General features: G+C 71.3%; 19 protein-coding genes. 6 read left to right on the top strand and 13 right to left on the bottom strand.

Going from position 1 to position 21,180, the window contains the following annotated elements; translation table 11 throughout:
- Positions 1-36: 36 nt before the first annotated feature.
- Both RH864_RS12020 and RH864_RS12015 read right to left on the bottom strand, forming a co-directional pair.
- A complete protein-coding gene (locus RH864_RS12020; RefSeq protein ID WP_310517798.1) occupies positions 37-1,401 on the bottom strand; it encodes an alpha-hydroxy acid oxidase in 1,365 nt (454 codons plus the stop codon).
- Positions 1,402-1,454: 53 nt separating this feature from the next.
- Positions 1,455-2,174 (bottom strand): FadR/GntR family transcriptional regulator, encoded by a 720-nt coding sequence (locus RH864_RS12015; RefSeq protein ID WP_310517797.1) that lies wholly within the window; start codon positions 2,172-2,174, stop codon positions 1,455-1,457.
- 136 nt (positions 2,175-2,310) lie between these two features.
- On the opposite strand from RH864_RS12015, the gene RH864_RS12010 reads away from it, so the two are divergent.
- Both RH864_RS12010 and RH864_RS12005 read left to right on the top strand, forming a co-directional pair.
- The gene (locus RH864_RS12010) at positions 2,311-2,460 is read left to right on the top strand and encodes a hypothetical protein (protein WP_310517796.1); all 150 of its coding nucleotides are present in this window, start codon (positions 2,311-2,313) and stop codon (positions 2,458-2,460) included.
- A gap of 54 nt (positions 2,461-2,514) precedes the next feature.
- Positions 2,515-2,754 carry a hypothetical protein gene (locus tag RH864_RS12005; protein WP_310517795.1) on the top strand — a complete coding sequence of 80 codons (240 nt, stop codon included), beginning with the start codon at positions 2,515-2,517 and terminating at the stop codon, positions 2,752-2,754.
- Positions 2,755-2,759: 5 nt separating this feature from the next.
- On the opposite strand, the gene RH864_RS12000 is transcribed toward RH864_RS12005, so the two are convergent.
- From RH864_RS12000 to RH864_RS11980, 5 genes are all read right to left on the bottom strand, one after another.
- Positions 2,760-3,746 (bottom strand): NYN domain-containing protein, encoded by a 987-nt coding sequence (locus tag RH864_RS12000; RefSeq protein ID WP_310517794.1) that lies wholly within the window; start codon positions 3,744-3,746, stop codon positions 2,760-2,762.
- A gap of 140 nt (positions 3,747-3,886) precedes the next feature.
- Positions 3,887-4,315 carry a DUF6157 family protein gene (locus RH864_RS11995; RefSeq protein WP_310517793.1) on the bottom strand — a complete coding sequence of 143 codons (429 nt, stop codon included), beginning with the start codon at positions 4,313-4,315 and terminating at the stop codon, positions 3,887-3,889.
- 80 nt (positions 4,316-4,395) lie between these two features.
- Positions 4,396-6,957: an RHS repeat-associated core domain-containing protein gene (locus tag RH864_RS11990; RefSeq protein ID WP_310517792.1), complete on the bottom strand. Its 2,562-nt coding sequence runs from the start codon at positions 6,955-6,957 to the stop codon at positions 4,396-4,398.
- Between the two features lie 216 nt (positions 6,958-7,173).
- Entirely contained in the window at positions 7,174-8,100 is a 927-nt protein-coding gene (locus tag RH864_RS11985) for a 2-hydroxyacid dehydrogenase (protein ID WP_310517791.1), read from the bottom strand.
- A gap of 175 nt (positions 8,101-8,275) precedes the next feature.
- On the bottom strand, positions 8,276-8,947 hold the full coding sequence (locus RH864_RS11980) for a TetR/AcrR family transcriptional regulator (protein WP_310517790.1): 672 nt from the start codon (positions 8,945-8,947) through the stop codon (positions 8,276-8,278).
- 69 nt (positions 8,948-9,016) lie between these two features.
- Here RH864_RS11980 and RH864_RS11975 point away from each other — a divergent pair, with 69 nt between their 5' ends.
- Complete coding sequence (locus RH864_RS11975; RefSeq protein WP_310517789.1) at positions 9,017-9,511, top strand: pyridoxamine 5'-phosphate oxidase family protein; 495 nt, start codon at positions 9,017-9,019, stop codon at positions 9,509-9,511.
- A 47-nt stretch (positions 9,512-9,558) separates the two neighbouring features.
- Complete coding sequence (locus RH864_RS11970; RefSeq protein ID WP_310517788.1) at positions 9,559-10,134, top strand: hypothetical protein; 576 nt, start codon at positions 9,559-9,561, stop codon at positions 10,132-10,134.
- Between the two features lie 259 nt (positions 10,135-10,393).
- On the opposite strand, the gene RH864_RS11965 is transcribed toward RH864_RS11970, so the two are convergent.
- The 6 genes from RH864_RS11965 to RH864_RS11940 form a co-directional block, all read right to left on the bottom strand.
- Positions 10,394-11,839 (bottom strand): rhamnulokinase, encoded by a 1,446-nt coding sequence (locus RH864_RS11965; protein ID WP_310517787.1) that lies wholly within the window; start codon positions 11,837-11,839, stop codon positions 10,394-10,396.
- A gap of 691 nt (positions 11,840-12,530) precedes the next feature.
- The gene (locus RH864_RS11960) at positions 12,531-14,567 is read right to left on the bottom strand and encodes a bifunctional aldolase/short-chain dehydrogenase (RefSeq protein ID WP_310517786.1); all 2,037 of its coding nucleotides are present in this window, start codon (positions 14,565-14,567) and stop codon (positions 12,531-12,533) included.
- 183 nt (positions 14,568-14,750) lie between these two features.
- Positions 14,751-15,917 (bottom strand): L-rhamnose isomerase, encoded by a 1,167-nt coding sequence (gene rhaI, locus RH864_RS11955; RefSeq protein WP_310517785.1) that lies wholly within the window; start codon positions 15,915-15,917, stop codon positions 14,751-14,753.
- Between the two features lie 49 nt (positions 15,918-15,966).
- Entirely contained in the window at positions 15,967-16,332 is a 366-nt protein-coding gene (locus RH864_RS11950; protein WP_310517784.1) for an L-rhamnose mutarotase, read from the bottom strand.
- Positions 16,333-16,695: 363 nt separating this feature from the next.
- The gene (locus RH864_RS11945; RefSeq protein WP_310517812.1) at positions 16,696-17,064 is read right to left on the bottom strand and encodes an L-rhamnose mutarotase; all 369 of its coding nucleotides are present in this window, start codon (positions 17,062-17,064) and stop codon (positions 16,696-16,698) included.
- Between the two features lie 5 nt (positions 17,065-17,069).
- On the bottom strand, positions 17,070-18,509 hold the full coding sequence (locus tag RH864_RS11940) for an L-fucose/L-arabinose isomerase family protein (RefSeq protein ID WP_310517783.1): 1,440 nt from the start codon (positions 18,507-18,509) through the stop codon (positions 17,070-17,072).
- Between the two features lie 154 nt (positions 18,510-18,663).
- On the opposite strand from RH864_RS11940, the gene RH864_RS11935 reads away from it, so the two are divergent.
- Together RH864_RS11935 and RH864_RS11930 are read left to right on the top strand one after the other, a co-directional pair.
- Positions 18,664-19,680 carry a LacI family DNA-binding transcriptional regulator gene (locus tag RH864_RS11935; RefSeq protein WP_310517782.1) on the top strand — a complete coding sequence of 339 codons (1,017 nt, stop codon included), beginning with the start codon at positions 18,664-18,666 and terminating at the stop codon, positions 19,678-19,680.
- Positions 19,681-19,946: 266 nt separating this feature from the next.
- Entirely contained in the window at positions 19,947-21,176 is a 1,230-nt protein-coding gene (locus tag RH864_RS11930; RefSeq protein ID WP_310517781.1) for a hypothetical protein, read from the top strand.
- Positions 21,177-21,180: the final 4 nt, after the last annotated feature.

Here is a 21,180-nt window from a genome sequence, read left to right as displayed (position 1 = left end):
GCTCGCTGGCGCTCGCTACTCGACCAGCGGGGCAGGTCAGGCGTCGACCGGCTTCGCCGGAGGGATGGTCTGCGCCGGCTTCGCCGCGCCCGCCTTCCCCGCCGCGCGCGGAGCGCGCACGGGCTTCGGCTTCGCGTCGACCGTCCGCTCCGCGACCTCCTGCACGCCACGGGCGACGGGCTGCAGCCGCGCGAGCTGCGTGACGTGCTGCGGCCCGAGCTCGTCGAGCGTCGGCACCTCGAGCAGCTTCATGGTGCGCTCGATCTCGCCGCGCAGGATCTGGATGGTCTTGTCGACGCCGCGGCGGCCGCCGGCCATCAGCCCGTACAGGTAGGCGCGCCCGATGAGCGTGAACTTCGCGCCGAGGGCGACGGATGCCACGATGTCGGCGCCGTTCATGATGCCCGTGTCGACGTGCACCTCCAGGTCCTGGCCGACCTCGCGCACGACGTCCGGCAGCAGGTGGAAGGGGATGGGCGCGCGGTCGAGCTGGCGGCCGCCGTGGTTCGACAGCACGACGCCGTCGACGCCGCGCTCGGCGAGCAGCTTCGCGTCCTCGACGGTCTGGACGCCCTTGACGACGATCTTGCCCGGCCACATGCCGCGGATGAGGTCGAGGTCCTCGAACGAGATCGTCGGGTCCATCGCGGAGTCGAGCAGCTCGCCGACCGTGCCGCCGGTCGACGTGAGCGACGCGAACTCGAGCTTCGGCGTCGTGAGGAAGTTGATCCACCACGCGGGCCGCGGCAGCGCGTTCAGCACTGTGCCGGGCGTGAGCTGCGGCGGGATCGAGAAGCCGTTGCGCTTGTCGCGCAGACGCGCACCCGCGACGGGCGTGTCGACGGTGAAGAACAGCGTGTCGAAGCCGGCGGCCGCGGCGCGGCGCACGAGCCCGTACGACACCTCGCGGTCGCGCATGACGTACAGCTGGAACCAGTTGCGGCCGTGCGGGTTCGCGGCCTTCACGTCCTCGATCGAGGTCGTGCCGAGCGTGGACAGCGTGAATGGGATGCCAGCGGCCGCCGCGGCGCCGGCCCCCGCGGTCTCACCCTCGGTCTGCATCATGCGGGTGAACCCGGTCGGCGCGATGCCGAACGGCAGCGAGCTCGGGCCGCCGAGCACCTCGCAGCTCGGGTCGACGACGGGCACGTTGCGCAGGATCGACGGGTGGAACTCGACGTCCTGGAACGCCTGCCGCGCGCGAACGAGGGACAGCTCGCCCTCGGCGGCGCCCTCGGTGTAGTCGAACGGCGCCTTCGGCGTGCGCCGCTGCGCGATCTTCCGCAGGTCCCAGATGGTGAGTGCCTTCTCGAGGCGGCGGTCGGTGGGGTTCAGGGTCGGCTGCTTGAACCGCATGAGCTCGGCGAGTTCTCTGGGGTTAGGGAGTTGGCGCTTGACCACGGTGCGGGTCCTTCGGTCGGTGGGCGGGGTTCGACGCGTTCGGTGAAACGCGGTCAGGGGGAGTCGGGGAGGGTCTCGGCGTAGTAGCCCGAGATGTGGTCGCGAACGCGGCTGCGCGCGAGCGAGGCATCCGCCGCCCTGATCGCGTCGACGACGCCGCGGTGCTCGCGTCGGAGGCGCGCGCTCGTCGCGCCCCAGTCGGCGAGGCGCGCGAGGCCGTCGAGTGCGTAGGACTCGATGCCGCCACGCAGGCCCGCCATCGTCGCCGTGATCACCTGGTTGCCGGATGCCTCGGCGAGTGCCAGGTGGAACTGCGCGTCGAGCGCGAGGAACTCGGCCGGCGAGAGGCCCGGCGCGTCCATGGCGTCGAGCAGGGTCTCGGCGTCGAGGAGGTCGGGCGCGGGGGAGGCCTCGGCGAGGTCGCCGGCGACCTGCGCCTCGAGCACGAGACGGGTGCGCACGATGTCGGCCACGGGGAATCCGCGCGCCGCCACCTGGAGACGCATGAGCGCACTCATCGCGCCTCCGGGCGTGGCGATGATGATGGCACCGGCATTGGGCCCGGAGCCCGTGGCGGTGCGGATCAGGCCCATCGCCTCGAGTACCCGCAACGCCTCGCGCACGCTCGAACGGCCGACGCCGAGCTCGGACGACAGCGCGCGTTCGCCAGGCAGGTGGTCGCCGGGTGCGAGCTCGCCGGCGAGCAGCCGCGATTCCACGTGTTCGAGGACGGTCTGCCAGGCGCGCGCGGGCGCGACGGATGTCTCGTGCATCGCGTGCCTCCTCACCTGTGGTCGGACCACAGTAGCAGATGTGGTCCGACCACAGGTCGCGCAACCCCTACCCGGGAACCGGCCGCATCCCGAAGACTGGGGGTTCGACGAGATCGCGCGGCGACAGGAGGCATCCATGACCGACATCAACACCCCGCAGGAGCCTGAGGACGAGCTCGAGGGCGACACCGAGACGCCCGCCGATGAGATGTCGTCCTACGACATCGCGCCACCGGTCGATGACGACGCACCCGGCGTGCCCGATCAGGACCAGAGCGCCGACTGAGTTGAGATGGGTGTTGCTCTTCCGTTTCGGCGTCGCCTGCGGCACGCTTGACACATGAGCGGATACGGCACCCCGGAACAGCGCGGACCCGGCGACGACGGATCGAGCAATTCGCGCGCGCTCGGGGGCCGGGTCGGCGCCACGATCATGGCGCTCACGCCGTTCGTGGCGCTCGTGCTCTTCCTCATCTTCGGCTTCGCGCTCGGCGCGTGGGCGTGGGCGTGGGTGTGGTTCCTGCTGATCCCGGTCGTCGGCATCATCATCTACGGCCCCGGCTCGAGCGGGCGCCGCTAGTTCCGTCAGTTCTTCTTCGGGTGCACGCGAATCCGGTTGCCGGCCTCGTCGAGTTCGATCGCGCCCGCGCGTGACCGCACGAAATCGGTGAACGACCCGAAGCCGAGCTTGCGCTCCTGGAACGACGGGTCCATGCGCTGCATCTGCGACTTCACCGCGCCCGTCGGCTGCCATTCCTGATCGTTCTTCGCACGCAGCAGCTCGAGCGACTTCAGCAGCAGGCGACCCGGGTTCCGCGAGGGCGGCGTCGGCGAGGCGGCGACGGTGCGGTCGGCGACGGATGGCTCGTCGGCGACGGATGCCTCGGGCGAGGCCTCGCCGTCGGCTGCCGTCGAGGCATCCGCCCGGCGCTGCCGACCGCGCGCGGCGCGCGTGGGAATCTCGGCGGGCACCTCGTCCTCATCGACCGAGGCATCCGTCGTGAGCAGCGCGTCGTAGTCGGCGAACTCGTCGCAGGCCGCCGCGAGCGCGCGGCTCGTGCCGCCCGCGACGCCGATGCCGACGACGTACCGGCCGAGCCGCTTCGCCTTCTGCGCGAGCGGCACGTAGTCGGAGTCGCCCGCGACGATCACGATGTGCGTGAGGTCGTCGAGCCGGAAGAGGTCTTCGACGGCGTCGACCGCGAGCCGGATGTCGGCACCGTTCTTCATGGACGCCACGAGCGGGAAGAGCTGCACGAGGTCGACCGCGCGGTCGATGAGCTGGCCGCGGTAGCTCGCGTTGACGGGCGTCGACCAGTCGGCGTAGGCGCGGGCCAGGGCGATCGTGCCGAACGTCGCGGCGAAGTCGAGCACGGCGTCGATGTCGACCGTGGCCTCGAGCAGCCGGGCCGCGGTCTGCGTGCCGGCCGCGGGCGCCTTGCCGCGTGCGAGGTTGCGGCGGTACGAGCCGTCGCCGTGCAGCTGGTCATAGCGCGAGATGACGATGTTGTCGAAGTCGAAGTAGAGCGCGACGCGCGGCTCGGCCTGGGTGGGTGCTGCTGAGGTCGCCATGGCTCGAGCCTACGCGGGGTGCGGATCCTGGAGCCGGGGTTGTGCGGAGCGTACGTAGCCAGGCGTCGGGGCGTAGCTGGCGCTGGGGTGCAGCAGGCGCTGAGGCTCAGCCCGCGATGAGGCTCAGCCGGCGCTGAGGCTCAGCCCGCGATGAGCTCGGGCTCGTGCAGCGCTTCGTGCACGGTCACCGCGGTGCCGTCGGGGGCCACGCCCGCGGCGAGCGAGTCGTACTCGGGCGTGCCGACCGCGTAGATCGCGATGCGGCCGTCGTGGTCGGCGTGGATGCCCCAGCCGTAGCGGCGCGCGAGCTCGCTCGACCGGAGGCAGGCCTGCGGGCGGGCGAAGAACTCGGCGCGCACCTGCCCGCGTGCGAGCTTGGGCAGGCGGCGCAGGTTCGCCCACACGGTGAAGATGACGTCGGACGCGCGCCAGCGATACGGATGCTCCGCGATCAGCTCGAACGTCGCCGACGCGACCGACGGCCCGTCGGCGGGCGGCACCTGCCCGCCCCACGCCGCCGAGTCGGGCGACACGGTGATGAACGTGTCCCGGTAGTCGACGGCTTCCATGGCCTCAACCTACGTTCGACCACCGACATCGCGCACGGACTTGACGAAGCGAGGTTTCCACAATATGAACGCCGGGCTGATCAGATGTCCTGTCCCATCTCGCGGAGCACGAACTTCCATTGGCTGAAGCCGAAGAAGTCCGTGTCATGCAGGATGAGGTTGCCGTACTCGTCGTAGAACGCGGTGCCCGGCTCATAGACCCCTTTGGGATACAACTTCGACTGCGCGAGATTTCGCGCGAATGCGTCGCGAGCGTCGCGGAACTTATTGATCACCGCCCGACTTCCCGACAGTGTCGCGAAGTCATTGGCGGCGACGAGATTACGCAGGTCTTGAGCCAGGGTGTCAGCGAGCCTGATGCTTCTCGTGGCATTGATCGGACCATCCGCTGCCGGTGCAACAGGGCGTTTCCACGTGTTCACCTTGTCCTCGAACGCATCAAGTTCCATCTGGTGTTTCCCGTACGACCACCCGCCGAATCCATCTCGGGTTCTGATGCGCTCGACGGTGTCAGATTGAATCGCTCGCATCAGGTCGGTTCGATCGGATCGGATCCCCACCGATTTGAGCTTCGACTGCCCGATCACGGCGATCTTGTAGGCCTTGACGACGAGCAGTCGTGCGTGGGTCTCGGTCATCGTCACCGGATCGAGCGCGATGGCCCGGTTGATGTCGACTCGCGAGAGCGCGCGGGCGCCGAAGCCCGCGACCGCTGTGGCGAGGCCTGCGCCCGCACTCGTGACGCCGAGGATGAGGGCGGTCTCGTCGTCGAGGAACTCGGGGATGTAGGTGTCGACGGTGTCCAGCGCGGTGGCGGCCAGGTCGTACATCGAGACCAGCGCGGCGCCGGTCAGGACGGCCTTAGCGGTCACCGTCGCCGCGCCGATCGAGGCGGCGGTCGCCACGGCACTGATCGCCGCGGCGAAGCCGGTCAGCGCGAGGGCGACGCCGACGCCGGCGAGGACGGCGGTGGCCCACGACGGCAGTGCGGGGATGCGTCCGGTGGGGTCGGCGAGGGTGATGGGGTTGAGGGCGGCGTAGTGGTAGCGGTTGTGCTGGGGTTCGGGGTCGGTGCTGGTCAGCCGCATGGTGGCGGGGTCGTAGGTGCGGATCTGGAGGTGCTGGGTGCCGGTGGGGTTGGTGTATTCGCCGGCGTATTGGAACGGGTTGCGGTGCGCGTCACCGACCAGCGCGCCCGGGCCCGGGCTGGTTGGGGGTTGGGTGTGGTTGCGGGTGGTGGTGGTGCCGTAGTCGGTGTAGTCGTAGCTGGTCGTGACGTCGCCGTCGGGGTTGGTGAGTTCGGTCATCCGCCCGAGCTCGTCGAACTCGAACGTCTCGGTCGCCTCGCGCTGCCCGCCGGTCGCGTCCAGCTGCGTGACCGTGACCTCGGTCGGGTGCGCGAACTGCGGCGGGATCGCGGCGGCATCGTCGACCTCGGGGTAGGCGAACGCCTGCCGTTGCTGCACCAGCGAGCCGGCCCGGGTGGCCGACTCGACCTCACGCTCGAGCAGCCGCGCCCGGCCGTCGAACTCGGAGGTCACGGTGCTCACGCCGTCGGAGAGCGAGGTCGTGTACCCGTCGGCGACGGACCGTGCCCCGGGGCCCGACGAGGCCGCGCCGGCCACCGCGAGGCCCTGGGCCGGCCAGCCCGAGGCGAGCCCGGCCTGCGCGGTCCACTGCCGCGTCGACAGCTCGGCTCCGCTGCCGGCGTCGATCACCCTGATCCGGTCGACCGCGGCCCGCCCATCGGGCAACCCCTGCCAGGAGACCTCGGTCGCCGTCCCCGATACCGCCGCAACGCGGTCGACCAACCCCGAGGGACCGTATCCGATGCGCACTCGGCCGCCCGAGGCATCCACCACCGCGGACACCCGCCCGCCGTCGAGCTCGATCGTCCCGGCCACGGTGCGGGCCGCGCCCGCACCGGTGACCATGCTCACCCGCGCCGGGTCCGCCCAGTCCAGCGCCGTGACGACCCCGGCCGCATCGATCACGCGCTGAAGCCGGTGCCCGTCACCCCACTCCCAGTCCGTGCGGTTCCCGTTCGCGTCCATCCGCACGACCGGGTCGCCGGCCGCCGTGAAGAACGTACGCACCCCGCCCAGCTCGACCAGCTCGAACGCCGCGGACGCGGCACCACGCAGCCCATCGGCCCGCGCCGGCAGCTCGGCCGGCAGCTGCCGGAACACCACATCCCCCAGCACATACCCCTCGAGCCCGGACGGCACCGTCGCGTTCGCCGGGAACACCCCGCCCGAGGCCGGCGACACCCGAACGCCGCCCTCGGTGTCGACCTTCGCCACGCCGGCCATGGACCAGCCCGCACCGAGCCCCGAACGGTCGGCCGCGGCCGCGCGGGAGTCCCACGCCACCGACACCCCGGCCACCGGCAATGCGAACGAGAACGCCCCCGACGGGGCATCCACCAGACCTTCGACGCCGTCACCCAGCGCGAACCCGCCCAGGACCGCGGGCTCGGCGCCCTGGGCGCCGTCACTCGCGCCCGCCCAGGATGGCGACAGCAGCCCGCCGATCAGGACGCCGCACGTCGCTGCGCCGACCATGGCGAGCACGATCCGCGAGCGTTGGCGGATGCTCAGGTTCGAGCAGCGCGAGACGAGAGTTCTGGAGCACTCAGGCATAGCATGACAGTATACCAGTAGATGATGCCGAGACGGCCCCGGGCGGAGATCAGTGGAATCACCATCCCCGACCTCGGCTCACGTCGGCAACGCATATCGACCCGCGCGTCGACAACGCACGTCGGCAACGCGCGTCGACAACGCACGTCGGCAACGCGCGTCGATTCCGGCGACACAGCCGGAATCGATCAGGCGCCGACCACCCGCCGGAATCGATCAGGATCGGTACACGACGTTGAGCGGCTCCTCGCCGCGGAGCATCCGCTCGACCTGGCGGCGGACCAGCCGCGCCATGCGCGGCATCATCGCACTCGTCGCGCCGCCGACGTGCGGTGAGATGAGCACGTTCTCGAGGGCGAAGAGCGGATGCCCCTCCGGCAGTGGTTCGGGGTCGATGACGTCCATCGCGAACCGCAGCCGACCCGTCCCGGCCTCGGCGAGGATCGCCTCGGTGTCGGCGACCTTGCCGCGCGCGATGTTCACCACGAGCGCGCCGTCCGGAAGCGCCGCGAGGAAGCCGGCATCGACGAGGCCGGTCGTCGACTCGGTGAGCGGCACGCCGACGATCACGATCTCGGCCGCCGGCAGCAGCTCGGCGAGCTCGTCGATGCCGTGGATGCGACCATGTTCGTCGTCGCGCGCGCGACTGGCCACCCGGGTGAGCTCGACCTCGAAGCCGTCGAGACGCTCCTCGATCGCGCGGCCCACGCCGCCGTAGCCGACGAGCAGCACGCGACGGTCGGCCAGGCTGTCATGCCGCGCGGGCGCCCAGCGGCCGGAGGCCGCGGCGCGCACGAAGTCGGGCAGGCCGCGCTGCGCCGCCAGGGTGAGCGCCACGGCCAGCTCCGCGGTCGAGGCCTCGTGCACGGATGCCGCGTTGGCGAACACGTGGCCCGGCGGCAGGTTCGCGGGGATGTCGTCGTAGCCGATGCTCTGCGACTGCACGAGGCGCGTGCTGACCCCCTCGAGCGCGCGCAGCCGCTTCGAAGCCCCCATGTAGGGCGGCACGACGAGGTCGATCGCCGGGGCCGGCGCCGGCGAGTCGAGATCCCAGACGACGACCTGGACTCCTTCGGGGAGCTCGCCGACCGCGGCGCGCAGGGTCTCACCGGGCAGGGATACGACGAGGCGGGGTTCGCTCATCCCGCCATCCTGTCAGAGCGCAGGCGCTCTGGAGCTGCGCTGCGCCAGTTCGCTGCGCTCCGCGCCAGCTGAAGTGGCGCGGAGGGGGCGGACGTGGCGCGGCGGTGCGCGTGCCGCGCGGGCGCGGGCGGGTCGGCGCAGGCGGGTCGGCGCACGCGGGTCGGCGCGCGGGCGGTCAGGGCAGCTGCGCGACCTGGGCGCGGACGATGCGCTCGGCGATGGCCGCGGCGTCGGCCGGATGCTCCGCGGTCTGGTCGAATCCGTGCAGCAACCCGTCGACCGCGAGCGAGGCGATGCCGTGACTCATGGCGCACAGCTGCAGGAACACGGTCTCGACCTCACCGCCGATCTCACCGTTCGCGTGCACCTCCGCGACGAGCGCGCGCAGGCCGTCGAGCGCTGCCAGTCGGGCCCGGTCGAGCACCGGGTCGCCCTCGGGGGGCGTGGGCGTGCGGAACATGGCGTCGTAGTGCGCCGGATGCCGCCGCGCGAAGGCGACGAACTCCAGGCCATCGGCGACCAGCCGCTCACGGCCGGGCAGCTGGGCGGCCCGTTCCTGCGCGGTGCACATCTCGTCGTCGAGCAGGCTGAGCCCCTCGAGCGCGAGCGCCCGGACCATGCCGTACCGGCTGCCGAAGAAATGGGTGGGTGCGGCGTGCGAGAGGCCCGCGCGGCGCGCGACCTCGCGGAGGCCCACGTTGCCGACGCCCTGCTCGCGGGCGAGCTCTTCCAGTGCGCGGAGGAGCGCGGCGCGGCCCGGCGAGCCGGCGGTCGTGCTCGTGCCGGTGCCGGTGCCGGTGGCGTCGGCGGTGGCGTCCGTGGTTCCGGCGATGTCGCTGCTTGACAATGTAAAGCTTCCCCTCGTATCCTCGCTTTACATCGTAAAGGCTTGACAATGTAAAGCGAGGCGCAGCTCATGGTCGACATCACGGGCGACGAGGTCTGGACGGCCATCTCCGGCGAGAACTTCATCGTCGTGGGCATGGTGTCGGCGCGCGGCGAGGCCCGCACCGCGGGCGTCATGCATCACGTGCACGACGGCGTGCTCTGGTTCACGACCAATGACCGCGAGTGGAAGGCGCGGCACATCGCGGCGAACCCGAAAGTGTCGGTCACCGTCCCGATCGCCAAACGCGTGCCTTTCATGCCCTGGATCAAGGTCCCGGCCGCAACCATCACGTTCTCGGGCGTCACCGAGACGCTGCCCGTGCGCGCGCTGCACCCCGACGTGCAGCACGCCCTGCTGCACGGCCTGGACGTGACCGACGGCGACGAGCGCGGAGCGCTCGTCGGCATCGGCATCCGGCCGGTCGGCGACTTCGTGACGTACGGCGTGGGCGTGCCGCTCCTCGCCATGCGAGACACGGAGCGGGCGCGCGGGCGGGTGCCCGTGGCATCCGTCATGGCCTGATCGCGCGTCGCGCAGTCCGAACCCGCCACGCTGCTACGGTTGCGCCCATGAGTGAGGGTGCGACGCCCGACGCGGCCACGCCGCGCGGGCGCAGTGGGTCGGCGCGGCGCCGGGAGGAACGGGGCCGGACCCGTCCCATCGACGAACGCGCCGAGGCGCTCAAAGAGCGGGTCTACGCGACCTTCACGGGGCTCGCGATCGTGCTCGTGCAGTGGGGCAACGTCGAGCACCTCGACGCGTCGCGGGCGACGTACGCGCTGCTCATCGGCATCGTGGGCATCACGGTCGCCGGGTTCGCCGCCGACGTGATCGCGCACATGTCGGTGCACGCCGCGTTCCCGACCGGTGCCGAGCTCGGCCGCATGCTGCGCATCGCCGGATCGGCACTCGCCTCCGCGTTCGTGCCCGTCGTGCTGCTCGTGCTCGCGTGGGCCGAGGTGCTCGAGCTCGAAGGCGCGCTGCGCACCGCGAGCATCGTGTACCTGGCGACCCTCGCCGTGATCGGGTACTTCGCGGTGCGCCGCACACGGCTCGGCTGGTGGCAGCAGCTCGTCGCGCTCGCGATCCTCGTCGCGCTCGGCCTGCTGGTGATCGTGCTGCAGCAGCTCGCGCACGAGCACTGAGCTCGCCGCCGCGCCAGGTGGGCGCGCGCGGTGTCTCGCCAGTTGGGCGCACGGTTCCGCGCCAGTTCGCGCGATGCGCGCCCGCTCCGACGTATCGCGCCAGCGGCGACGGTCGGGGCTGGCGTGATAGGTCGGAGCGGGCGCGGCTGGCGCGGCGGGCGCGAAGGTGCGGGGTGGCGCGGGGTGGCGCGGCGTGCGCGGCGTGCGCGAGGCGGCGCGGCGCTCGTGCGGGGCGGCGCGGCGGCAGCAGGGCGCTTCGTCAGCGGCGCGGCGCGTACCGCTTCGGCTCGAACGCGCGCGTGACGATCGCGCGCAGCGACTCGAGGTCACCCGACGCGAATCCCGCTGCGCGCGCCTGCACGAGCACGTTGCCGATCGCCGTCGCCTCGACCGGGCCCGCGAGCACGGGAATCCCCGAGCGGTCGGCCGTGCGCTGGCACAGCAGGGCGTTCTGCGAGCCACCGCCGACGAGGTGGATCGTCTCGACGTCGACACCCGACAGGATCGAGGCATCCCGGACCGCGGCCGCGAACGCCTCGGCGAGGCTCTCGACGATCGACCGGGCGAACTCGGCGCGGCTCTGCGGGGCGCGAAGCCCGCGCTCGGCGCACCACTCCGCGATGCGCCCCGGCAGGTCGCCCGGCGCCATGAGCCGCGGATCGTTCGCGTCGAACACCGTGACCTCGCCGGTGACCGCGGCCGCCTGCGCGAGCAGCCCGGGCAGGTCGATCGTCTCGCCGTCGCGCTCCCACCAGCGCACCGACTCCGAGAGCAGCCACAGCCCCATGACGTTGTGCAGGAACCGCACCCGCCCGTCGACGCCGCCCTCGTTGGTGAAGTTCGCGTCGCGCGCGGCGTCGCTCGTCACGGGCGCCTCGAGCTCGACGCCGACGAGACCCCAGGTGCCGCACGAGATGTACGCCGCCGACTCGGCTCGCATGGGCACCGCGACGACCGCCGAGGCGGTGTCGTGCGAGCCCACCGCGACGACCTCGACGCCGTCGGGCGCACCCAGGTCGGCCGCGACCGTCGGCCGCAGGCCGCCGAGCGAGTCGCCTGGCGACACGAGACGGGGCAAGACGGATGCCTCGAGCTGCAGCCGTTCCATGAGCTCGTAGTCCCACTCACCGGTCTCGACGCCGAGCAGCCCGGTCGTCGACGCGTTCGTGCGTTCGGCGACCCTCGTGCCGGTCAGCTGGAATCCCACGAGATCGGGGATCAGCAGGAGGGAGTCGGCCAGCCCGAGGCATCCGTCGCCGCCGTCGCGCTCGGCCGCGAGCTGATAGACCGTGTTGAACGGCAGGAACTGGAGGCCGTTGCGCCGGTAGAGCTCGGCGAACGGGACGATGGCGTGCACGCCGTCGACCGCGGCCTCGTTGCGCTCGTCGCGGTAGTGGAACGGTTCGCCGAGCAGGCGCTCGCCGCGGAGCAGGCCGTAGTCGACCGCCCACGAGTCGACGCCGATCGACGCGACGTCGGGCGTGCGCCGGAACGCGTCGGCGAGGCCGCGCGTGAGGTCGCGGAAGAGGCCGGTGAAGTCCCAGTGCAGTCCCGACGCGAGGCGCACCGGCCCGTTCGGGAACCGCGCGACGTGGTTGAGCGCGAGCGTGCCGGCCGCACCGTCGACGTGCCCGACGATGACCCGGCCGCTCGTCGCCCCGAGGTCGACCGCCGCCACGGCGCCGCCGCGGGTGTCCGCGTTCATCGGAGGGCTCCCGCGGGCTCGCCGGCCATCTCGCTGAGGCCGCCGAAAGTGGGTGGGAAGGCGCGCGGTGGGTTCGCGCCCTTGCAGGGACGCCTTCCGACCCACCAGAGGCGTGCCGTCACACTTGTCGCGGCGGTCGCGGCGGTCGCGGCGGTCGTGGCGGTCGTGGCGGTCGTGGCGGCGATGGTCGCGATGGCCCTGGCGGCGGTCGCGGACGTGGCGGCAATGACGCCGCCGCCGCCGAAAGTGGGTTGAGGGGCGGACGATGGGTTGGCGCCCCGGCGGGGACGGCTTCCGACCCGCCGCAGGCGTGCCGTCACACTTTTCGTGGCGGTGGCGGTGGCGGTGGCGGTGGTGGTGGTCGTGGCGGCCATGACGCCGCCGCCGAAAGTGGGGTGAGGAGCGGATGATGGGTTGGCGCCCCGGCTGGGACGACTTCCGACCCACCAGAGGCGTGCCGTCACACTTTTCGCGGCGGTAGTGGTGGCGGTGGCGGTGGTCGTGGCGGCCATGACGCCGCCGCCGAAAGTGGGTTGAGGGGCGAGCGATGGGTTGGCGCCCCGGCGGGGACGGCTTCCGACCCACCAGAGGCGTGCCGTCACACTTTTCGCGGCGGCGGCGGCGGCGGCGGCGGTGGTGGTGGTGGTGGCGGTGGTGGCGGCGGCTGCTGGGGCGAGGCGCCCGCTCGCGTTCATCGCAGGAAGGCGGCGGCGACGCCGGCGTCGACGGGGACGTGCAGGCCGGTGGTGTGGCTCAGCTCGGGGCCCGTCAGCACGAACACGGCGTTCGCGACGTGCTCGGGGAGCACCTCGCGCTTCAGGATCGTGCGCTGGGCGTAGAACTTGCCGAGGTCCTGCTCGTCGATGCCGTACGTCTTCGCCCGGTTCGCACCCCAGCCGGCGGCGAAGATGCCCGAGCCGCGGACCACGCCGTCGGGGTTGATGCCGTTGACCCGGACCCCGTACTCGCCGAGCTCGACCGCGAGCAGCCGCACCTGGTGCGCCTGGTCGGCCTTCGTCGCCGAGTAGGCGATGTTGTTCGGGCCCGCGAACACCGAGTTCTTGGACGAGATGTAGATGACGTCGCCGCCGAGGTTCTGCTCGATGAGCACACGCGCGGCGGCCTTCGACACGAGGAACGAGCCCTTTGCCATGACGTCGTGCTGCAGATCCCAGTCGGCCTCGGTCGTCTCGAGCAGCGGCTTCGACAGCGACAGGCCGGCGTTGTTCACGACGAGGTCGAGTCCGCCGAACGCCAGGACGGCCTCGTCGATCGCGGCCTGCACCTGCGAAGCATCCGTTACGTTCGCGGCGACGCCGATGGCGACGTCCGTCGACCCCAGCTCGGCCGCGGCGGCCTGCGCCTTCTCGAGGTCGAGGTCCGCGATCACGACGCACGCGCCCTCGGCCGCGAGCCGCGTGGCGATGGCCTTGCCGATGCCAGAGGCCGCACCCGTGACGAGCGCGATGCGGGTCGCGTGCGTCTTGGGCTTCGGCATGCGCTGAAGCTTGGCCTCCTCGAGCGCCCAGTACTCGATGCGGAACTTCTCCTCGTCGGAGATGGGCTGGTACATCGACACCGACTCGGCGCCGCGCATGACGTTGATCGCGTTGACGTAGAACTCGCCCGCCACGCGTGCGGTCTGCGTGTTCGCGCCGAAGCTGAACATGCCGACGCCGGGCACGAGCACGATCGCCGGGTCGGCGCCGCGGATCGCGGGGGAGTCGGGCGTGGCGTGCGCGTCGTAGTAGGCCTGATAGTCGGCGCGGTACTGCTCGTGCAGCTCCTTGAGGCGCGCGATGCTCTCCTCGATCGAGGCCGACGCCGGGAGGTCGAGCACGAGCGGCTTGACCTTGGTGCGCAGGAAGTGGTCGGGGCAGCTCGTGCCGAGCGCGGCGAGCGGCTGGAGCTTCTCGCGGCTCAGGAACTCGAGCACGACGTCGGCGTCGGTGAAGTGCCCGACCTGGGGCTTGTCGTACGACGCGAGTCCGCGGATGGTCGGCGCGAGCGCGGCAGCCTTCGCGCGGCGCTCGGCCGGGGTGAGCGCCTCGAACCCAGGCACCACCGCGCCGAACGGCTCGGCCGTGCCGTGCTCAGCGAGGTACGCGGCGGCGGTGTCGATGATCCAGAGCGAGTTGCGCTCGGACTCCTCGCTCGTGTCGCCCCACGCGGTGATGCCGTGGCCGCCGAGGATGCATCCGATCGCCTGGGGATTCTGAGCCTTGATCTCGGCGATGTCGAGGCCGAGCTGAAAGCCGGGGCGGCGCCACGGCACCCACACGACCTTGTCGCCGAAGATCTTCGCGGTGAGCTCCTCGCCGTCGGCCGCGGTCGCGATCGCGATGCCGGAATCTGGGTGCAGGTGGTCCACGTGCGCGGCGTCGACGAGGCCGTGCATGGCCGTGTCGATCGACGGGGCCGCGCCGCCCTTGCCGTGCAGCGTGTAGTCGAACGCGGCGACCATCTCGTCCTCGCGGTCGACGCCCGGGTAGACCTTCACGAGGTCGCGCAGGCGGTCGAGGCGCAGCACCGCGAGGCCCGACTCCGTGAGGGTGCCGAGGTCGCCGCCCGAGCCCTTGACCCACATGAGCTCGACGGGTTCGCCGGTCACCGGGTCGGTCTCGGTGCCCTTGGCCGAGGTGTTGCCGCCGGCGTAGTTCGTGTTCTTCGGGTCGGCGCCGAGGCGGTTCGACCGGGCAAGCAGGTCGGCGGCTGCGGGGTTCGTCATCGGTTCGATCCTTCGTGTGTGATTCTCGGCCACAGGTCTGGCGGTGGATGTCTCGTGCGGCGGTTCGGGCTCAGGTCCTTGTCGAACGGTCGCAGATGGTGGGTGTTTCGGGAAGAGACCCGCCATCTGCGACCGCTCGCGGGGTGTGACGTGCGGGACGTGCTGCGGGGCTCGGTGCGGCGGTTACGCGCCCCAGCTCGCCTGGACGCCGCCGACGCGCTCCTCGGCGATCTTCGCGAGGTAGCCGGAGTCGGCGAACGCCTGCATCGGGTCGGCCGGGAGCCCGCGCCCCTCGCGCCACTCGGCGAGGGCCGGGCGCACGTCGGTGTAGAACGCGTCCATGAACACGGCGTTCGCGCCGAGCACGTCGCCCGCGACCTGCGCGGCGCGGAGCGCCTCCTCGTCGACGAGCAGCGCCCGAGCGGTCATCTCCTGGACGTTCAGGACGCTCCGGATCTGGCCCGGGATCTTGTCCTCGACGTTGTGGCACTGGTCGAGCATGAAGGCCACGTCGGGGTCGCCGTACCCGCCGCCGCGGATCACCTCGAAGATGATGCGGAACAGCTGGAACGGGTCGGCTGCGCCGACGATGAGGTCGTCGTCGGCGTAGAACCGGCTGTTGAAGTCGAACGAGCCGAGCTTGCCGAGGCGCAGCAGCTGCATGACGATGAACTCGATGTTGGTGCCGGGTGCGTGGTGACCCGTGTCGAGGCAGACCATGGCCTTCTCGCCGAGGGCCGCGACCTGGGCGTACGAGGTACCCCAGTCGGGGACGTCGGTGTGGTAGAACGCCGGCTCGAAGAACTTGTACTCGAGCACGAGGCGCTGCTCGTCGCCGAGGCGCGCGTAGATCTCCTGCAGCGACTCGTGCAGGCGGTCCTGACGGCCGCGCAGGTCGGCCTGCCCCGGGTAGTTCGACCCCTCGGCGAGCCAGATCTTCAGGTCGCGGCTGCCCGTGGCGTGCATGATGTCGATGCACTCGAGATGGTGGTCGATCGCCTTGCGGCGGATGGCGGCGTCCTCATGCGTCAGCGCGCCGAACTTGTAGTCGTCGTCCTGGAACGTGTTCGAGTTGATCGTGCCGAGCGTCACCCCGAGGTCCTCGGCGTGACGGCGCAGGTCGTCATAGGAGTCGACTTTGTCCCACGGGATGTGCAGCGCGACGATCGGCGCGAGCGCGGTGTACTTCTGCACCTGTGCGGCGTCGGCGATCTTCTCGTACGGGTCGCGCGGCGTGCCGGGCGTCGTGAAGACCTTGAACCGGGTGCCGGAGTTGCCGAAGGCCCAGCTGGGCAGCTCGATGGCCTGCTTGGCCAGCTGGTCTTGGATGTGCTGGGGGAGCGTGCTCACTTCGGGTCCTGCTTTCTTGTGGTGTGCGGATGTCTCGTGGACTCGCCGCTCAGCGCTCGGTGCCGAGCGCGGCGAGCTGGTCTTCGAGGTGGAAGACCTCGCGCAGTCGAGGGGCGCCCTGGTCGGGTCGGCCGTCGAGTGAGATGAAGAACGCGGCCATCTCGGCCTCCCACGCGGCCGTGCGCGGGTCGGCCTCGAGGGCGCGCTGGGATGCCTCGTCGTCATCGGTCTCGTAGTAGCCGACGAGCAGGCCGTCCGGGCGGAGGAACAGGGAGTAGTTGCGGCGGCCGGAGGCCTCGATCGCGCGGAGCATGTCGGGCCAGACGGCGGCGTGCCGTTCGGCGTACTCGTCGAGGCGGGCCGGGTCGACCTGCAGGTGGAAGCACACGCGCTGCGGCCTCGTGCTCAGGCTCATCTTCGAGCTCTCCGTTCCCGTGGAAATGAATCGTTTCAAGCGTACGACGCGCGGATGCCGAGCGCAACTCCCACCAGCGGGCGGATTCCCGGGATGGGATCCGCCACGGATCTGCGCCGGATGCAACGAACTGCGCCACGCACGACCGTCGTGCGTGGCGCAGTTCGTCAGTGGTGGCGCGCGCGGCGTGAGGTGGCGCGGGGGGCGGGAGGTGGCGCGCGCGGCGTGAGGTGGCGCGGGGGATGCGGGTGGCGCGGGCGGCGTGAGGTGGCGCGGGGGATGCGGGGTGGCGCGCGCGGCGTGAGGTGGCGCGGGGGGCGTGAGGTGGCGCGGGGGATGCGGGGTGGCGCGGAGCGCCGAGGGTTACCGGCTGTCGTCGGCTCCGCGGAGCTGGTCCTCGAGGTGGAAGACCTCGGTCAATCGGACGAAGCCCTCGTCGGGGCGCCCGGCGAGCTCCTCGAAGAACGGCGCCATCTCGGCCTGCCAGCGGGCGTTGATCTCGAGTGCGGCCATGCCGGCCTGGGCGGCCGCGAAATCGTTCGTCTCGAGGTATCCGATCAAGAGGCCGTCCTCGCGCAGGAACAGCGAGTAGTTGCGCCAGCCGGTGGCCTCGAGCGCCCGCAGGAACTCGGGCCAGACGGCGGCGTGCCGCTCGCGGTACTCGTCGAGCCGCTCGGCACGCACCTGCAGCTGGAAGCAGACGCGCTCGACCTGGGCGCCATCGGTCGTCATCGCGCTCACACCCGGCGGAAGTCGATGCCGAGCAGCGAGGCCGCGGCGCGGTAGTCGGCCGAACGGTGTCCGACCGAGAGCGACCAGTGATGCCCCACGCCGGTCGCCGACCACTCGTCGACCCACTCGCCCGGGTCGCGACCGAAGTCGACCCGGCTCGTCGTGTTGCCGATCTCGAGCAGCGGGCCCGGAACGACGGTGCCTTCGGACGCGATGAACGAGAGCGAGCCGTCGCGATCCTGTCCGAGCCCGAGCAGGGTGACCGGGCCGGGCTGCACGTCGAACTCGACGGACACGCCCCAGCCGCGTTTGCCGTGGTAGACGCCGAGGCCGCGCAGCAGCGGATCGCGCCCGGATACCGCGAGGTGCGCGGGGCCGTCGTGGCCCATCTCGACCACGCCGTCCTCGAAGTTGAGGGCCTGGATCTCGCAGAACGAGCCGCCCGCGCCGACGACCTGGGTCGCGAGCTGGGCGACCGTCGTGCGCAGCTCGTACTCGCCGGTGGCCGGGATGCCGCGTGCGGTGAGCAGTGACGCGCCGAGGATCATGCCCGCACCGAGCCGCTCGTGCTGCTCGCCGTCGAGGCCGCGGTGGTAGTACGCGAGCGAGTCGAGGTCGAAGTCGTCGATGAGCCGGTCGAGCCCGACCGAGACCTTCGCTCCCCAGGCGAAGTCCTCCTCGACGACGGTGTCGTCGAGCGTGAAGAGCTCGCGCGCGAGCGCCATGCGGTCGGCGACCTGGGCGTCGGTGACCTCGTCGACGCGCACACGGAGGTCGTCGAACTCGAGCACCTCGACGTGCGAGCCGAACGTCGTCGGCAGCAGGGTCAGGTCGGTCGAGACATCCAGCATGCCGGGGTAGAGGTGGCCCATGAGGCCGTGCCGGGCGTGCCGCAGCGCGGCGCGCACATGCGCGGCGCGGATCCACTGGCCGATGCGCTCCCACGCCGACTCCTGGCGGAGCCACCCCGACACCGAGCGGAACGGGATGCCAGCGCGCCGGAACACGTTGCCGACCTCGGGCACGGGGCACTGGCCGCAGTAGGCGAGCCACGCGCCGGTGTCGAACGACGCGTGGTCCATCTTCTCGGTCGGCTGCAGGTCGATCACGAGCACGGGGGTGTTCGCGCGCTGCGCGATCGGCAGCACCATGGAGCTCGTGAGGTAGGTCGTGAGGAAGAGCACGATGAGGTCGCAGTCCTCGCGTCGGAGCTGTTCGGCCGCGGCGGCGCCCTCCTGTGCGTCCGAGATGAAGCCGACGTCGGTCACGTCGGCGTCCATCTGCTGGAAGCGCTCGGAGACGTAGCGTGCGGACTCCCGCAGCTGCGGCAGCAGGTCGGGGAACTGCGGCCAGTAGGTGCCGAGGCCGCCGGCGACCAGGCCGATGCGGGGCTTGCGGCGCGCCTTGGGCGGCAGGAGGTGGTCGATCGAGGTGGCCTGCGACATAGGAGGTCCTTCGGGGTGAGGCGGGTGGGGCACCGTCGGAACATCACCGGGTCGGTGCGTAATTGAATCGATTATATTTGCGAACAACTCTGCTCCCGATCGCGCGCGCTGTCAACTGCGCGATCGCCCACGGCTTCGTGGTTGACTGAGTGCCGTGTCTGCCCGCCGTGATCTCGGGCTCGCCGCTGTCGCGAAGCGGGCGGGCGTCTCGACCGCGACGGTGTCGAACGCCCTGAACCGCCCCGAGATCGTCCGCGCCGAGACCCGCGAGCGCATCCAGAAGGCCATCGACGAGCTCGACTTCGTGCCGAACCGGGCCGCGGCAACGCTGCGCCAGGGGCACAACCGGCTGCTCGGCCTCGTCATCCCCGACATCACGAACCCGTTCTACGCGGCCATCGTCGACGCGGTCGTCGACGCGGCCGATCGCGAACGGTACGCGGTCGCGCTGTGCGCGAGTCACGATGACCCGGCGCGCGAACGCCGGCACCTCTCGGTGCTCGCCGAGCAGCGCGCCGCGGGCGCGATCGTGGTGCCGCTCACAGCCGACTCGTCGCGACTGGCCCACCTCAGGCTGATCGGCTCGCGCCTCATCATCGTCGACCGCGTCGCCGACACCGCCGAGAACTGCTCGGTCGCGGTCGACGACGTGCACGGCGGGCGATTGGCCGTCGAGCATCTGCTCACGTGCGCGGGCGAGGGCATCACCCTGGTCAACGGGCCGATCTCGATCCCGCAGTGCGCGAGTCGCCGCGAGGGTGCGCTCGCCGCCCTCACCGCGCACGACGGGGCCGGCGCGGAACTCGTCGAGTACGAGGTCGAAGAGATGACGATCGACGCGGGCGTCGCGATGGGCGTGCGCATCGCCGAGGACGGCGCGCCCCGGCGGATCTTCTGCACGAACGACCAGCTCGCGACCGGCGTCATGCGCGGGCTGGCGTCGGCCGGCGTGCGGGTTCCCGACGAGGCATCCGTCGTCGGATACGGCGACCTCTCGCTCGCGAGCCCCGAACACGACGTGCTCACCTCGGTCAGCCAGCCCAAGCAGGCGCTCGGCGCCGAGGCGGTGCGGCTGCTGCTCGAGGAGCTCACCGAGGGCGACCGGCACGAGCACCAGGCGCGGATGCTCCGGCCGGAGCTCGTGCTCAGGGCCTCGACGCAGCCGCGGTAGGAGAGCCGGCCGCCCTCCCGAGCGCTCCTGAGGCGACCGGCCGACGTCGTCGTGCGCACGCGTCGCACCGAGGCGTCCGTCGGCCGACGCGACATGGCGCGCGCCGATGCCGCCTCAACGGGCACTCAGCCAGGTCTGGTGGCCTTCGCGCCGCGGCGTTCGCCATGCGAGGTGTGCCGAGACATCCGCCCATCTCCACCAAGCGCTGTGCTAATATATCAACATCGCGCGTTGTGCGTGAGATCGTCGGGATCGGGGAGTGCTCTGTGAACCTGTCCAAGTCCATCACGCACGTGGCTGCCGGGCTTCTGGCCGTCGCTGTCGCGATCGGTCCGGCGTTGGGTGCCGCAGCCCAGCCCTCGGCGGATGCGGAGCAGATTGCCGAGACGTGGACGAGCGAGGCTCCGCTGGCCGAGGCGCCGGCCGATGCGTGCAACACGACCTGGAGCTACGAGGCGGCCAGGGCGACGGCGACGGCCGCGGTGACCCGTGCGCACCCCGGCTGGACGGGACTCGGTGTCGTGCAGGGGCGCACCAAGGGCGGGGCGACCGCCGACTTCCAGTGTCTCGACTGGTGGAAGTTCTTCTTCAGCAACCCGGCGAACCTTGACGCCCGCGGCTACGAGGTGATGCTGGATGTGTCCACGAACCAGATCATCTACATCAACCCCTGGAACACCGGCCGCTCATTCGCGCCGATGCCCGAGCCGAAGGTCTCGCCCGCCGAGGCGATCAACGCGGTGCGTGCACGTGGCTATGCCGACACGTACACCGCGATCTGCCTGTCGGCCGAGGGCCTGTTCTGCCCGACCGGCGAGGCCGGACGACTCACCTATGCGGTCACCACCGGGGCGAACGAGCGGATCAACCTGGACCCCGCGACCGGGCGCGTCTGGAATCAGGCCGCGCCTGATCTGCCCGACTCGGTGATCGCGCGCGCTGCAGCGACCATCGACATGACGCGGCTCGACTCGGCGACCGTGCCTGCGTTCACGTGCCCCGACCGCCACCCGTACCTCTGGCGCACGGGCTACGGCACCGGGCTTCCCGGCACCAGACTCAGTTCCGATCGCGTGAAGCTCGACCTCCCGACCCGCACCACGGTCGGTGGGGGGCTCGTCACGGGGTGGCCCGAGACGAGCGATGGACTCACCCTCCGGGGTCCCGACGACTGGGCCAGCCTGGTCGACATACACGCGTTCTGTTCCAGCGACCCGGCGGCGGGGTACAGCGAAACCAAGCCGACCTTCACGAGCAAGGCCCAGGCGTACTTCCTGCATGACGAGAAGAGCTTCACCGTCACCACCGCGGGGTTCCCAGAGGGCACCTTGCGCATCGTGCAGGGCGCGCTGCTCGATGGGCTGACGTTTACCGACCACGGGGACGGCACCGCGACCATCGCAGTCCGTGCGCGTCCACACGGCACCAGCAGCATCCTCGTCGAAGCCCGGAACGCCTACGGCATGGCGCTGCAGCGCATCAACCTCTACGCCTGACTCG

Source organism: Agromyces aerolatus, from assembly GCF_031432255.1.
GTDB lineage: Bacteria > Actinomycetota > Actinomycetes > Actinomycetales > Microbacteriaceae > Agromyces.
Note: the sequence above shows the minus strand (reverse complement) of the source record. Positions and strands in the feature narration are given on the sequence as shown.